Source organism: Symmachiella dynata, assembly GCF_007747995.1.
Lineage (GTDB): Bacteria > Planctomycetota > Planctomycetia > Planctomycetales > Planctomycetaceae > Symmachiella > Symmachiella dynata.
Window position 1 is genome coordinate 2,841,486 of sequence record NZ_CP036276.1, and the last position, 15,721, is coordinate 2,857,206.

Genomic DNA, 15,721 nt, shown 5'->3' on the forward strand with positions numbered 1-15,721 from the left:
ATAAAAAAATCCCACGCAGGCCGCAGGGGCTTGCGTGGGATTTTGGTTTTTTATTTGTCCGACTGCTGGGCCGATTAAGCGGCGCGGCGATCGGATTCTTCTGGCGAGTAGGGCTGGTGTTGCGGTTGAGCCGGAGTACTCGCAGCGGGCGTATAGCCCGGGGGTTGGTAGTCGTGTCGCGTTTCTTCCGCGATTTGCGGACGCGGTTGTGGGGTCGATTCCGCTGCAGGAGTTTGCGCGGGAATTGGTGTCGAGGGTTCGCTGTCGGAAACGGTTTCCGGGGCGATGGCGACAGTCGGTGCGTAAGGGGCACTGGCGGCGATTTCGGGAGTGACTTGGGCAGCTGCCGGTGTCACGGTGGGAATCGCAGCGGGCGTTGTTGTTTGACCCACTACGCCGGCAATTGCTGGCGGAGCGGAAACAATCGCAGCCCATTCGGGGGTCAGGTCGTTCAATTCGGCGCAGTGCGTCGTGATTTTCGACCAAACCTTATGAATCATACCGCTTTTGCACCAGCGCTGGTACCAGCGGTGCACGGTACTGTCGTCACCAAACTGTTTGGGCAGTTTGTTCCATTTGCATCCGGTTTGTACGCGGTAGACGATGCCATTGATCATCCGCCGCCAATCGGCGCGTTTGCGTCCGGTGCGTTTGGGGGGCGAGTCTTCCAGCAACAGCGGGTGAATCTGTTGCCACAGTTCGTCTGACATTTGCCAGGCGTTGTCCAGTTCCGTCTGGAATTCCGTCATCCTTGTTTCTCCTGGTTTAGCACTCGAATCGTCCGTGATACTAGTGTGCATCTTTTCCATGTCCCGTTTTTGCCACCCTGTCCAAAACGTGGACGATGCTTCTTGCATCCTGAACGACACAGTCGAGGATTCAAGACCGGTCGGGATAAAACTAAAAATCGGGATTCGTTGCAACCCCGCTTTTAAGACGTTTTGCGGAAAAAGGGGAGGTTTTTTGGCAAAAATGCTGTTCTAAGATGGAAGAGGTTCAATTTTGTTCCCTGAAAACTTCCTGCTCCCCCCAAATCAGCGAAATGCGCGGTGGGGCAGCGGTGCCGTTTTATCCTGCGCGGGAGGTCCCACGGAAGGGAGGGCACGGTGCCCTAGGGGCTTTGGGGCGTTAAGGCAGAGCCCTAGCTCGTCCATTTATTGATGTACTTAATGGCCGAACCGAAAACATCGATGTTGAAGATCTGCCCAAAGAAAAACACAAAGACCAGACAGACAGCCACAAGGAACAATAGTTTGCCAGGGGAATCGAACATGGTTTCACCAAGTTTGGGGTCGAGGTCGCAACATCCATGCAGAAATTGTGATTTCATGACCGATTGACCACACACAGGGTGAGGTCGCGTTGTGCAGGCGAGGCAATCCGCATAGAACGCCGGTCTTCCAGAACTAGTTTGGCATCTCAAATGGGCTGGGGCAGGCAATTTTCCGGGGGGCTGGAAAAAAATGGGGGCTTGGCGACTGGTTGCTGGTGATCTGGTGGGCAATGAGGGACAGTCGGACCGGATGATGACGATCGTGTCGGATTTGAGCGATGGAAGGATCGACCGGATTGCCGCAGATCCCCACCCTCCGCGACCGGCGAGACCGAGTCACGACTCGAATATTTGACGAGTGCAAACTCGAGTGTTTGCCGTGCTGATTTTTAATCCGCGGGACTGTGATTTTGTCACGTGCGCGATTTAAAGTCCGCCCAGAGACCGACAAAGTCGAACGCCACGATGATTCCGAACAGCCGTTGATTCGTATCGAGGACTAAAACGCGGTGGATGTCTTTGTCGAGCATCAATTGCGCGACCTCGGTGGCGGTTGCTGTGGGACCCACCGAAATGAGTTCCCGGGTCATGACTTCGCTGACGGGGACTTCAGCAAATTCTTCCAATGCAAAGGCGCTGACCCGCACGCTTTCCCAGCGTTGGCGTTCCGGGTCGAAATGCCGGGCCATGTCGGAGTTGGCTTCCTGGGCAAATTCCGCGTGCTCCTGTTCAAAATTGAGGATGTCGCCAGCGGTCACAACGCCGACGCAACGACTCTTGCTATCGATGACCGGCAGGCCGGTGACGTGATTCTCGGTCAAGATGGTCATCGTTTCTTGCAAGCTGTCCGTCGGGGCAACGGTGATGACATCGGTTTGCATGATATCCTGAGCCAAGATGTTCTGGTTTGCTGGCTTGGGCATGGGGTGTTCCTTCCAGTCCGGTTCTCGGATCGCGGGGAATGTAATGCTCGCGGTCTCGCTGATACGAAAATAGCCCGGTAGCCGTTACACAACGGCGGCCGGGCTTTCATAGCAATCTTTACTGGGGCCGCCTCACGTGAACGGCATGTCTGGAATCACTTTACCATACGCGGAGGGAGGGATACTAGACCGGCTGGGCTGATTTCAGTTGGAGGGCGTCGCCATGCTCACCTGCAGGCGATGATTGGTGATCTGCCTGAGGTTGCCGGACGCAAGGGACGGTTTCTTCGGAACCGTCCGAGTGGGTGCCACGAGCGGCGTGTCCGCCGACGGGCGGCGGGAGAGGATCGCTTGCGCGTCCCGTTCCAGCCTGTGGGGACGAACTGCATCCTTCCCCCAGCCACCCTGAAGTTTGGGTGACAATGCCATCGACGGACGAACCGCCCGTGGCACCCACTGTTGTTAATCAATGTTGCTTATCCGAGCGCGGAGGATGGCCGGCGGACGACCGTAGCAGGCTCCCGGTTTTTTGACCGGTGCAGACTTCGACCGACCACCGGACACCGTCGGAAATAGCATTCCGACAATGCCCTAGCGACTTATCGCCGCTAGGGGCGGAACGGGCGACGATGAGTCGTTTGCCGTTCCGGCGTCCGCGATAAAACCCAACCTAAAAACACGGTGATTAACGCCAAGTTGCGATATGATTCCCAAGTCATCCCGTTGAATGTTGTTGCCACGAGATGGAATGTGCGATTTGACCAGTATTCGAGCGAGAGACTGCACAACGTGGCTGCAAGAAGTAAGCTGGTTGCCAGTACGCAATGGACGACCCCCTGCCTGCGCCAGTCCGCCATTTGGTGAATACGTGAACGGAATGCTCTCATCGGAGTTGCTCCTCAATAGTTGAGGCCGATGCCAAGTGGTGAGATTAGCGACCAAAACGTATTGGCCGATCAGAACACTCACTATTGAAAGAGAGCATTCCTATCTGACACTGGCCTCGAAGTGTGGCCCGTAAAAAATAAACGTGAAGTGAAGTTAGAGAGTTGACAGACTTGTCTAACTAAACCGTAGGCCACGTTTGGCGGCGCGGCAAATGAGAAGATGTTGCCGGAATGCGTTTTTTTGAAAAAAATACGCCGCCTATTTGTCCTTCTGAGTCGCGAGGAATTCCACAAGGTCGCGCAGGTCGAATGGGGTGAGCTGCTTGGTCAGATCCTCGGGCATGGCGGATTTGCCTTTCACGCGCTCTTCGATGTGGGCGATGGGCACGGTGATGGTTTTGCCATCGGAGGTCATCAGCTTGAGTTGCTTGGCATCTTCTTCCTTCACGATCCCGGCGAGCGTCTTGCCCGACTCCAGGACCAGAATCGAGGTTTCATAGCCTTTGGCAATCGCCGCATTGGGGTTCACGAGCGCTTCGAGAATATATTGCCGCTTTTGCTGCTGGCCGAGTGCCGACAAATCGGGGCCGACGTCGCCTCCTTTTCCGCCGATTTTGTGGCAACGCATGCAGGAGACTGCGGTGCGTTCGAAGAAGATTTTTTTACCCCGCCCCGCATCGCCCCCGGTGAGTGCGTCGCGATGGAAGGAAACTGGATCCTCTTTGCCGAGTGCTACATTGTGCTTTTGCACTGCGGCAACGACATCCGCGCGCTGTCGTTGGGCGGCGGCTTGCCGGACGTCTAAGCGGATGTTCTCGGCAATGCTTTCGGCTGCTACCTCGGCGAGTAAGTTCAGCAGCAGATCATCGGCAGCGGCGGATTTGATGTGGCCGAGTGTCGCCAAGGCGGACTGCTGTTCCCGTAGCGAGCCGTTTTTGACGGTCTCAGCGAGTAGCGGCACGGCACGGTCGGGGTCGGTTTTGGCCAATAGTTCGCGGCCGGTGTTGCGCACGTTTGCGTCTTTGTCCTCAATGGCCAAGTCGACGGCGCCGGGGAGTTCCTGGGCATCGATGGCTGCCAACGCCGTTAGGCATTCGGCACGCAGCTGTGCCGGCTGTGCGGAGTCGCTGACGATAGCCAGGAGCTGCGGTCCCCATGTCGGGCTTCCAAATTTACCCAGCACGTTCACCGCTGCGACTTTTACGTCTGGGGAGGCACTGCTCTGTAATAGCGCGCTAAGGTCCGTATCGATCGTGGCTGCCAGGTCTTGGACGGGACGCGGAGGCAATGGACGCCACAAGCCGGTGACGCGATCTTTGCCGTTGGGAGATTGCCAATCGGCCAGGGCCAAGAGGGCTTCGGTGCGAATCACGTCGGGTAGCGATTCGTTCAAAGCGATGCCGGAAAGTGCTTTGGCGTTTGACAGCTCGCCTAAACGAAAATTCGCGTTGATGATTCGCTTTTGCAGCGCTTCGTCGGATTGGAATTCGGGGCGCTGCGATCCCGCCACAGCGGCCAGTTCCGGCAGGGCGGAATTGATGGGCACGTCATTGATAGCGCGAGCTGCTTCGACGACCAGTAGAGGGTCGGCATCATTCAGAAATCTGGCAATCGCCGGGCTTTCTAACCGCCGCAGCGCTAAGAGAATTCCCATCCGCACTGCTGCTGAATTGTCGTCGGCATGTTTCAATAAATCCGCTTCTTCGAGGCCCGCCAAGCCAACCACACCGGCGTGCCGCAGATAGCGATCTTGGTTGTTGTTGGCTCGCAACATTTCCAGCAGCGGTTGGATCGTCTTGCTTTCACTCGGCATTTTCCCCAGTGCCAGTGCTGCGAAAAAACGAGGGCGGGGTGCGTTATCGCTGAGTAGGTGGATTAATGCGCTGCGGGCGGTGGTGTTGTCTTTGACGTCACCAATCGTCTTTGCGGCTTGTGCGCGGACTTCCGTATCGTCGTCGCTCAGCAGGGCAACCAAGGTCGCGAACGCCGGTTGGAGATGTTGAACGCGGAGGATCTGGCCGAGTCCCCAAATCGCGTGCAGCCGCGCGAGGCGATTGGCGGGGTTTTGTGCGACGGTTGTGAAAACCGGTACCGCTTCTGCGGCGGGGCGAGCAGCCAGCTCGAATTGTGCGGCTTGGCGAATCCGCTGATTGGGATGGCCGAGCAGTGTTTGTAACTCTTCATCCGATCGCGACGACATGCCGGCGCGGGTCAGGGCGAGGACCTCCGCCACGATCGGCTCGTCGCGGGTTTTGGGGTCGAAGACTTTATAGATGCGGCCCTTGCCGGTTTTTTCCCAGCCATTGACCCAATTGAGTAGATACAGATTTCCGTCGTCGCCGAATTCGACGTCAGACGTTAGCAGTTGCCAGAGGAATTTGTGTTCGTCGGCAATTTTGTAGGACGCTCCGTCCTGTTCGACTGCGAACGAGCGGACGCCGCTGATGGCTGTTGAACCGCGAAAGTCGGAGAGGAAGAAGTGGCCGTTGTAACGCTGCGGCAGACCCGTGCCCGGATAATAGGTCAGTCCGGATGGGCCATCGGCCAGATTCACCAATGGCGGCAGGTGGTACGCAGCTTGCCCGTCAAATTTTGGGTGCCACAGTTTTTCCGCATTCCAGGGGCCGCGCGACGTGGGGGAGGTGATGAATTGAAAACCAATCCGCCAACCGCTGTCGCCCCCTTCGACGATATACACCAGCCGCGCTTTATCGCCGGAGTCGGAATTGTTATCGACCGTGAATAGGTTTCCGTAATCGTCGAACGCCAATTCCTGTGGATTCCGCAACCCGCTGGCGAAGACCTCTAAGTTGGAACCGTCCGGCTCACAACGGAGGACTGTGCCGGTGTCGGGATAAAACAGATGCCGTCCTTCGGTCTGAATATTGATGCCGCGATCGCCGATACTGAAGTACAAACGGCCGTCAGGACCGAATCGTAATCCGTGCAGGTCGTGTCCTAAAAATCCAACGTGAATACCGTATCCGGTGTGCAGTGATTCCCGGACATCCGCGCGGCCATCGCCGTCGGTATCCTCCAATTGCCACAGGTCAGGCAGGCAGGCGTACCACAGTTTGCCATCGCGAGCGAGGACTCCGGCGCCGATGCCGACGGCGCGGTCGTTGAATCCGTCGGCGAAGACCGTGGCTTTGTCGGCACGCCCGTTACCATCGCTATCGACGATCATCCGCACGCGGTCATGTTCAAGGCCGTAGCTGTCGAAGACCTCGGGGGAGAAATGTTTTTTGTACATGGCCACGCGATCCGCGACGGTGCGGCAGGCGAGGTCATCGTCGAGCCAATACATGTGTCCGCGGGTATCAGTCACGCCAGCGTGATGCCGGAAGGTTTCGGCGACGTAAAATCGTCCCTGTTCGTCGATGCAAAACGCAACTGGATTGGCCAACAGTGGCTCGGCGGCGAAGAGTTCGACGCGGAATCCTGCGGGGATCTCCATACCCTCAATCGCCGCGGCCCCTGCGTTGGAGGCTTTGGCTACCGGTGGATCATAAATCTCACCGGTACTTGGCTCAGCTGCGGTAAGGAAGTGAGAGTTTGCGGTAACGAGCAGAACAGCGAGTATCAGACGGGAAAAGTGATGCATGGTGGATACGCAAAGATATTTCAAGTTGTTGATAGGGATTCAGATCAGTAGTGAGACGAAAATAGCATTCGCCCCTGGATATTTGAGAGGCCTGGCAACCAGCGCACTGGGATGCATTACGCGATCAACTCGTTGGTCACGTTACCGGATGGGACGAGGCGATGTGGACGTCCGAGTAGGTCGTGAATCATACGATTGTGTTGCACGCCCAACAGTCGATAGATCGTGGCGATAATATCGCCGGGAATGAGCGGCGCACGGGAGGCAAACGCGCCAATCGCGTCGCTGGCGCCATGCACATAACCGCGGCGAAATCCGCCACCGGCCATGAGTACGGAATAGCAGTGGTTCCAGTGGTCCCGGCCGGCGTTTGCATTGACCTTGGGGGAACGGCCGAAGTCGCCCAAGACGGCGACGATGGTCCGCTCTAACATGCCGCGTTGTTTGAGGTCATCCAACAGGCTGGCGTAGGCGGCGTCGAATTGGGGGAGTAGCGTGTTTTTGAGTTTATTGAAATTGTTACCGTGCGTGTCCCAGGTGGCATTGGCATCGGGGGCCCAGGAGAGGGTGACCATCCGCGTGCCGGCTTCGAGCAGACGTCGCGCGAGTAGGACGCTTTGTCCGTAGATGTTGCGTCCATAGGAGTCGCGGACCGTGGCGGGTTCGTCGGCGATTTGAAAAGCGGCTTGTGTCGCCTTTGACGACAGCAGGTCAAACGCCTTTTGTTGAAAGTCGTTCATGCCGATCACGCCGCGGTCGTTGACGGTTTTCCCGACCGTGTCATCCAAACGCCGGAATAGATCGCGGCGGGAGTCGAGACGTGTGTTGGAAACGTCGGCCAGTAATGTCAATTCGGGAATCGAGAAGTTTGCCTGATTGGGGTCCTTGAGCACGAACAGCGGGTCGTAACCGCGACCGATGAAGCCGCCGAAAAATCCGGGTTGTGGCGGACCTTTGGCTCCTTCCTTGGTGATGTAGGGTAATGTGACTTGCGGCACGATCGAACGATCCGAAGGACGCAGCATGGCCATCACTGAACCGGGGGCGGGGTAGTCGTCTGGTTTGGCACCGCCGCCAATTTCGCCGCGATCATGTCCGGTGAGCGAGCAATAGACGGCCGCCGCATGGGCATTGTTCACGCTATGGTGCATGGACCGCACCAAGGTTGCTTCGTGCATCCACTGTGCGGAGCGAGGGAGCATGTTGCTGAATTGTACGTCCGGCACGCTGGTGGCGATCGGGGAGAACTCACCGCGAATACCTTCTGCCTGATCCGGCTTCATGTCCCACATGTCGAGATGGCTGGGGCCGCCGTTTAAGAAAATGAGGATGCAGGCATCGGCTTGAGGGGGGATGTCGACGCTCTCCGCTTCGGCTTGCAACAACCGTGGCAGTGACAGTCCCGCCAGGCCCAGTCCGCCGATTTGCAGCAAATGCCGCCGTGAAACAACCGGCGTACAGCCCCCGCCGATCGAGGGAGCGATTTTTTGCGACTTCGCCATGAAGAATCCTTGGGCAATTCAGCGTCGATAGGGGACGAGAACAAATCTAAGTTTGATTATACGTGTCGATCGAACCTGACACAATCGGACCCGGCGGCCAATCTCAGAGTATGTGTCGTCATACGTCACGGTGCATAACAGGCAGTATCGTCCGATAAAACCGTGACGGCCTAGTCGACGCGGCGCGCGGTCCGTCATACAATGTTGCCTGCGACCCTTTCTTGCACGGAATCAGGATTTCATGATTCCGCATTCGCGCTGGAGACACAAACGATGAGCTATACGGTGACACTGATTCCGGGGGATGGCATTGGGCCGGAGGTGACCGCGGCTGCTCGCACTGTGATCGAGGCGACCGGCTTTACCATCGATTGGGATGTGCAGGAAGCGGGCGGCGATGTGATTGAAAAGTACGGAACGGCTTTGCCCGAACCGGCGCTGGAATCGATTCGCCGGAACGGCGTCGCCCTGAAAGGCCCAATCACAACGCCGGTGGGAAAGGGGTTCTCGTCGGTGAATGTGAAGCTCCGCAAAGAACTGAAGCTGTATGCGAACTATCGCCCCGCCAAGACGATGCCGGGTGTCAAATCGCGATATGACAATGTCGATTTGATCGTGATCCGCGAAAATACCGAAGGACTCTACAGCGGATTGGAGCACGAGGTGATTCCCGGCGTGATCGAAAGTTTGCGGGTGATCACCTACGAAGCTTCGGAACGAATCGTGCGGTTCGCTTTTGAGACTGCCCGGCAATACGGCCGCAAAAAAGTGACGGTGGTTCACAAAGCCAACATTCTCAAGCTGAGCGACGGGTTGTTTTTGGATGTCGCGCGGCTGGTGGCGAAGGATTACCACGAAATCGAATTGGAGGAATACATCGTCGATGCGACGGCAATGCGGCTGGTCATGCGGCCGGAGAGTTTTGACGTGTTGGTGATGGAGAATCTGTTCGGTGATATCATTTCGGACCTGACCAGCGGTCTGGTGGGTGGGTTGGGGGTTGCCCCCAGCGCGAACATCGGCACCCACTGCGCTGTCTTTGAAGCGGTTCACGGCTCCGCCCCGGACATCGCCGGGCAAGGTATCGCGAATCCAACGGCGTTGATTTTGAGTGCGGCGTTGATGCTGCGGCATCTTCGACAGCCCGAAGCAGCTGCCAACATCGAACAGGCAGTGCACACGGTTCTGTCCCAGGGCAAGACGATCACCGGTGACTTAGGCGGCAACGCGACAACGTCCGAATACGCCGCTGCTGTGGCAGCGGTTGTCGAGAGTTTGCAAGACGATGCGTAGGACCGGTTTCACCGGCCGTTACCGTTTGGGCGTCCTTGCGAATTGCCTTCCAATTCGACAATGACATAGATGCCGGAGCAGCTCATGGTCGTTTTTGAAGTGTCAGTGAATGGAACTCACAAATACACGGCCGGCATCGGCGATGCGGGGGCTTTGCAGGCGACGGTGCATCACATTCATCTGCAAGATCAAGGTACGACATTCGTCGAGAAAAATTACGTGGATGTGCTCGGCGTACATAAGGTCGGCGAAATGCGCCGATGGCAGAAGTTACCCCTGCAGGTCGGGGATGAGGTTGTCATCAAAATCACTGAGCGCGACGATTGTGATCCCGCGGCCGATACGGAAACGTTTTCTGTCGATGATGGCGATGGCATGAGTTTTGACCCTGAACCGTAATGATAAGCAACAGGATGGTTACGGTTTATTGTCGAACGTCATGACACCTTGCGCTCTGGCTTCGCAGGCGATGGAATTCGTGCTAGTAACGTTTCAAAGTTTTGCATGCTGCGCAAATTTTCGTGCGGCGAGGCTTTTTGATGTTCCGGTGCATAGCGACCATTTAAAAATCGATGCTGAACGATCCTACTGGTTGTTTGAAGCCGTAAGCCATTCGGTCACCGTGCTTGACAAGGATCGCCGTGCACGACGGCAAGCCGTTGGTTTGGGACTTTGCGGTTTTACGCCCGCGAATCTGTGTTTGATCCGTGTTTGATCTGTGGCTAAAAAATATCGTCGTTTTGGTTGCGGCTCCGCTGCTCTGGGTTGTCTTTGGTGGCGATTCGTGGTTTCGGTCGCCTTCTCCGGCGCCGTAGAACCAGTAATGCCGTTAATATCCGTTGAGACTTCATCCGATCTGCGAACAGTCTCTGGCTCATGGGGGGATGCTGTGGAATCTCGGCTGATACTTGCTTAGTGGGCAACGGATCAAGCGGTTGATGCTGTCGGGCCCTCAACTTTCCAGAGTGGGAGCAATGAGCTGTGAAACGACACGCCGAGACTTCGCGGAAACTGTGCATCCGTCGAGTGAGCCTATCGGTTTGCATGGCGATTGTGCTTACGCTCACGATCAACGTGCGCGTTCAAGCAGATCTGCCCGGACAACTTGGCAAAGGTCTGGGCGGAGCGGGCAAGAAGCTTGATCGGAACGCGATTCGCGCGGAGATTGAGAAGGCGCGGCGCGAAATGGAACAGAAACATCGCGAAATGGAGAAGTCGCGTTCGAAAAAGAGCAGTCGATCCACGCGGAAGCGGTCCACACGGAGCCGGTCGACACGCAAACGGTCGTCCTCCGGCCGCAGCACAGCAAGATCAGCGTTTGGGTATCGAGTCGCGACGGGACAAAAGTTTGCGTACTCCGTCCAATTGGCTTGGAAGGTGGGGGGAGTGGAGAAACGGATTGTGGGGCAACCGCTGTACCAAGTGCGTTATCGAAACGGGAAAAAATCGACCATGCTGGTCGTGGGACGATTTCGACACTTGCGCAAAAAGTCGGGCGAGGAAAACTTTCGGCATCTCGCTCGGCAAGATTATTGGCTCGAGTCCGTGCAAAATTTGGAATCGAAAAATCTGGGGGCGGGGGGACATCAGGCGGTCGGAGAAGTGGACTTGCCCTACCTGATGGATGAATTCGTGACCCTGCGGCAACTCGTCATCCCGCATCTGCCTTATGCGGAGGACGGTAAGGAAGGCAAGACCGAGAATGCTGTACTGACGCACTCTGCGGATGGGCCGACAATCTGGCGCGGGTTCACAGGCTCGGGGAGCCAAGGCAAATCATTCTCGTCGGTCACAGCCAAGCCGTTGGGAGGTTCGAGTGTGCAACTCGACACTCGTCGTGGCTTTGAAAACAAAGCGGACAATTTCTCCGCGGTTTATGCGTCCAGTGGAATCTTTGACAAGTCGCGCGGTTTGATGGAGCGGCTACGAGGGACGTATACCGTTGTTGAGGGTGGCCAGAAGCTGACCGTTTCCATCCATGTCCAGCGGCTCTACGGCGAAGGGTTGGCGAAAGCCAAAACGACAGCACAGCAAAATATGCAAGAGATGCCCAGCGCTGCGTTGCCGGTGGAAGCAATGCGCAAACCGCTCGCTTCAACGTATCGCGAATCCTATTCCGCAGACCGCCTGCCTCGTCAGGGGACTGCTGTTGGTTATTACGATGAATCGATGAATCAACACTTCCGCGCAATCTATTTAGGACGCCGCTCGGACGGAGAAGCCAAAATCCAATTCTCCGGCAGCCGCGAGATCCGCTACGTGCGTCCCTCGAAGATGAAACAGCTGGGGACTGAGAAATCGTAATGTCCCGTTTCGCAGGCGGCTATTCGCCGTCGACTTCCAGTGCTTTCTTTAGCGCGCCGCCGACGGCGCCGGCGTTGGTGGCGAGGATTTTGCCGTCGCGGCCGATGAGGATGTACTTGGGGAAACCGGTCACGCCGTAGGCGGCAGCGATTTTTGATTTGTCGCCGATGCGCACTTGTGGCCAAGTGAGTTTTTGCTTGCGGATAAACTCTTTCCAGATCGTGTCGTTCTCGTCACCGCTGATCCCGATCATGGCGAAATCCTGGTACTCGCTCAATTCGGCATAGGCCTTTTTTAGCTTAGGCATTGAGGCAACGCATGGTTTGCAATTGGTCGACCAGAAGTAGAGCAGCACGACTTTGCCGCGATGATTTTTCAGGCTCAGCTTTGTTCCGTCCAGTGACGTGAAATCAAAGGCCGGGGCATCTTGGCCAAATCGCAGCGATTTTTTCTTGGTGCGTTTTACGCTGGCCCGATTGTCGTTGATGCTGATCCTCCGCAGGGTGGGAAGGTTGGTCTGCACACTTCGTACGGCTGCGGGGCTTAAACGATTTGTGGTTTCAACCGTCAGGTACTCCAACGATTTTAGTTTTTCGATCTCCTGGAGTCCCTCATCCGTGATGGGGGCGTTGACCGTGAGCATGTTCAATTTCGGCATGTCGCCAAGATGGACTAAGGCATCGTCTGTGATCTCTTCGCCGGTAATGGTTAGGCGCTCCATTTGACGAAATCCAGCGAGATTCTCGACTCCCGCGTTGGTGAGCGAACTCCCCTGCAGCCACTTCAAATTCTCGCAGTTTTTCAGTCCGACAATATCCTCGTCGCGCAGGCCGCTCATGCCCAGTTTTTCCAGCGCCGGCATACCCGAAAAATCCAGCCCTTGCTCACCGGGCGTGGGCCGCATCGGTCCCTGGTACCAAAGCTCGGTCAGGTTTGTCAGTCCGTTCAAGCGGGAGACCCCTTGGAATGTGATACCGGCGTTTTTTTTGTTGTGATAAATGTTGAGGTAACGCAATTCCTTGAGGGCCGATAACTGGGCCAAGCCATCGTCGGTGATGTTGTTGGTCTGCACGGCAAGCCATTTTAGTCCGTCCAGTTTGGCAAGTTCGGCTGCACCGGCATCGGTGAATTCCGAACCGTATGTCGTGAGACGCTCGAGTTTTGAAAGCTTGCCTAAGTGCTTCAGGCCGTCATCACTGATGAATCCGGTATCGCGCCGTCCACCGATTGAAACACTCTTGAGGTTTTTCAGCTTCGAGATTTGTTCGAGAATTCCATCGGGATCGCCGACATCGGCAAAATCTAGTACCTCCAGCGATGACATTTCGGAGAGTCCGCTCATTCCAGCGCTGGTGATTCTAGGCCGTTTGCTCTGACGGGAGACCCTCAATTTGAGTTGCTTGAGAGATGTCAGCGGTCGGAGTCGTTTGACCCCGGCATCGTTGATATTTGTGTGCCACAGATTCAGATGTTTCAATTGAGGCAACTGCGCCACATATTTCATGCTGTCGTCGTCAATCAACGTATTGCCACTAAGATCCAGTGCTTCGAGAGACTTCGATTTCTTCAGCCGCGCCAGATGCGCGTTTTTAAAGAATATTCCGCCTGAAATGTATTTCAAATTGGGGAGCCGCATGACGGCGTCAAATCCGCGGCCCGGTATGCCGGCAAAGGGGAGGTTGAGCTCAGTTAGCTGGTTTAGGTTGGACAGATGCGCTAACCCCGCATCGTCCCATTTTGCTTTGCCGAGCGACAATGTTTCCAGCGATGTCAACTCGCCGATGCTCCGCAAGCTGTCGTTATCAGCTTGCTCTGAAAAATACATGAGCTTTTCTAATTTGCGGAGCGGCTTTAAGGCTCGCAGGCCGGGGCCGGTGACATGTGTGTATTGGATCGTGAGTTCCGTCAATCCCGTCAGATGGCCCAAATGCCGCGCTTGTGCATTCCCAAAACGATACGAATCGCCATTGCCAGGCTCCGGATAGACAAAGACCTCATACAGGTCGTCGGGGTGGAGGTTGGTGATCCAGGATGTATTGGCAGCCCCCGCTTTTTTGATTTCCAATTTGACTTGAGCACCGGGGGGAATCTCCACAGCTCCTTGAGCTTGGCCGAGATATTTCCAGTCCCAATCGCGGCGATAGTCAAATCGCTTGAAGTACGTATCCCACCATTCGAGTTCTTTTTCGGTGGCGATATACAGTACGCCGACCGATTGGTTTTTGGGAAAATGCAGTACGCGACCCGCTTGGTCATTGCTGGTTGCTGCGGTTGTGGATTCGTTATCGGCGTAGGCGAGTTTGATGGTTGCCAATGGGACCACAACCAGCAGACCGGCCAGCGCCGAGAGGATCACCCAGCGTCGGGCCAGTGGCGAATTGGACAGGCCCCGTTTTAACCGCGCTAGCCTCGACATGATCTGCGAGGAACGGGCCATTGAGATTGCCGCCGTCGCGGGAGGATGTGACACGGCTGCCAGCGCAACGCGGGCCAGCGTGCCGGAGTAGCGTGCCACATCCCCCACACTATCGGCAGCGACGGCGTCGGCGACTTCTTCGCAAGCCATGGAGTGGGCGCTGGTGGCTCTCCACGTTAGTGGATGAAACCAGAGTGGAATCGTGATCCACTGCGAAACGCCCATCCAGATTAGATCGCGAGATTTCACGTGCGTCAGTTCGTGCGCGAATATCGCCGGCAGTTCCTGGGCAAACTGTTTCTTCGCCATTCGCGCCGGCAGCACGACGATCGGCCGCAATAACCCGGCGACGAAGGGGACATCGGTTTCGTTCGAGAGCCGTAAGTCGAAGTCGCCGAAAATGTCGAGTCGGTCGGCGACGCTGCGGAGTCGTCGCGCCGATTGCTTTGGAGCCGGGATGCTACGGGATAATAAATTCCGAATCCGGAGTTGTGCCGACGTCCAACGCATAGCTAGCAAACTCGTGCCAACGGCCCAGACGCTGGCCAACAACCACATGGCCCACGGACTCTTGGCCGCCAATTGAGGGGGCTCTGCGGGAATTGCCGCTGCGGCGGTGGCTACCTCTTCCACGGGCAAAAACAATTCGAGGGGGAATTCGGTCTCGGAGTTGATTGGCGGCAGTTTGGAAATGTCAGCGACAGTTCCCGCCCCCCTGAGCAGGGGTTGCGTCATGGCGACCATGGTGGGGGCTTCGGCCACGGGTTCCACTGCTGCTACTTGTTGTTCGACTAGAACAGCGATTTTTGGCAAGCAGGTCGCCGCCATGACAATCAGCACGGCAATGGATGTGAATCGCCAAAGTTGGACGCGCCAGCGAGGGTTGCAGTGGGCGAGGGCGGCGTGCAAACCCCAAGCGGCGATCAATACGACTGAGAGTCGCAAACAGAGATCCCAGAGGAGTGGCATTTCGATAAAAAATTCTGACCAAGCGCGTGTCATGATTTTCTCCGACGTGATTTTCGAGGCGGGGAGGGTTCGGCCACTTTTTCCTGGGCCAGTTCCTGCAACTGCCGGACTTCCTCTTCCGACAGGTTTTCGTTCTTGATCAGTTGTGCGATCAATTCGACCGAAGAACCGCTACAAAAAATCTCCGCCAGTCGCTGCGTCATTTTCTTAAACGCGGTGGGGGCGGAGTTCTTCGCGCTGTAATAGAATGCTTTGCCCTGTTTTTTGCGGGTGACATGGTCTTTGTCCATCAAGACGCGGAGCACGGACCGCAATGCGGGGTTGGTGAGGGGGCGCTCGACATGCTCGAGGATTTCGGCCGGTTTCAGCGAGCCGTGTTGCCACAGCACTTGCATGACTTCCAATTCACCGGGGGTCAGCGACTTCATCCGCGCGATCCTTTTTGCAGTTGGCGGCCCAACATGAAGAAAATACAACACATCTAAGTGAAGAGATTACAACACTTGGTGGTGCAGTTCAAGCGCAAAGTGAAGAAAAATCAACAGTTTCA

The 15,721-nt window shown here is 56.2% G+C and carries 10 protein-coding genes; 3 read left to right on the plus strand and 7 right to left on the minus strand.

The window, feature by feature from the left end:
- Positions 1-74 precede the first annotated feature (74 nt).
- The 5 genes from Mal52_RS11005 to Mal52_RS11025 form a co-directional block, all read right to left on the minus strand.
- On the minus strand, positions 75-749 hold the full coding sequence (locus tag Mal52_RS11005) for a transposase (RefSeq protein WP_197534825.1): 675 nt from the start codon (positions 747-749) through the stop codon (positions 75-77).
- Between the two features lie 392 nt (positions 750-1,141).
- Positions 1,142-1,330 carry a hypothetical protein gene (locus Mal52_RS11010; RefSeq protein ID WP_145376131.1) on the minus strand — a complete coding sequence of 63 codons (189 nt, stop codon included), beginning with the start codon at positions 1,328-1,330 and terminating at the stop codon, positions 1,142-1,144.
- A 356-nt stretch (positions 1,331-1,686) separates the two neighbouring features.
- A complete protein-coding gene (locus Mal52_RS11015; RefSeq protein WP_145376132.1) occupies positions 1,687-2,196 on the minus strand; it encodes a CBS domain-containing protein in 510 nt (169 codons plus the stop codon).
- 1,146 nt (positions 2,197-3,342) lie between these two features.
- On the minus strand, positions 3,343-6,540 hold the full coding sequence (locus Mal52_RS11020) for a PVC-type heme-binding CxxCH protein (protein ID WP_197534826.1): 3,198 nt from the start codon (positions 6,538-6,540) through the stop codon (positions 3,343-3,345).
- Between the two features lie 263 nt (positions 6,541-6,803).
- Positions 6,804-8,189, minus strand: a complete 1,386-nt coding sequence (locus tag Mal52_RS11025) for a DUF1501 domain-containing protein (RefSeq protein ID WP_145376134.1) — start codon at positions 8,187-8,189, stop codon at positions 6,804-6,806.
- A gap of 273 nt (positions 8,190-8,462) precedes the next feature.
- On the opposite strand from Mal52_RS11025, the gene Mal52_RS11030 reads away from it, so the two are divergent.
- From Mal52_RS11030 to Mal52_RS11040, 3 genes are all read left to right on the plus strand, one after another.
- Positions 8,463-9,482, plus strand: coding sequence for an isocitrate dehydrogenase (NAD(+)) (locus Mal52_RS11030; protein ID WP_145376135.1), 1,020 nt, complete (start codon positions 8,463-8,465; stop codon positions 9,480-9,482).
- Positions 9,483-9,566: 84 nt separating this feature from the next.
- Entirely contained in the window at positions 9,567-9,881 is a 315-nt protein-coding gene (locus Mal52_RS11035; protein ID WP_145376136.1) for a hypothetical protein, read from the plus strand.
- A gap of 582 nt (positions 9,882-10,463) precedes the next feature.
- The gene (locus tag Mal52_RS11040) at positions 10,464-11,786 is read left to right on the plus strand and encodes a hypothetical protein (RefSeq protein ID WP_197534827.1); all 1,323 of its coding nucleotides are present in this window, start codon (positions 10,464-10,466) and stop codon (positions 11,784-11,786) included.
- Between the two features lie 19 nt (positions 11,787-11,805).
- Here Mal52_RS11040 and Mal52_RS11045 read toward each other — a convergent pair whose 3' ends face one another.
- Together Mal52_RS11045 and Mal52_RS11050 are read right to left on the minus strand one after the other, a co-directional pair.
- Positions 11,806-15,204, minus strand: coding sequence for a M56 family metallopeptidase (locus tag Mal52_RS11045; protein WP_145376138.1), 3,399 nt, complete (start codon positions 15,202-15,204; stop codon positions 11,806-11,808).
- Positions 15,201-15,599, minus strand: a complete 399-nt coding sequence (locus tag Mal52_RS11050) for a BlaI/MecI/CopY family transcriptional regulator (protein WP_145376139.1) — start codon at positions 15,597-15,599, stop codon at positions 15,201-15,203. Before Mal52_RS11050 ends, Mal52_RS11045 begins: the two co-directional genes overlap by 4 nt.
- Positions 15,600-15,721: the final 122 nt, after the last annotated feature.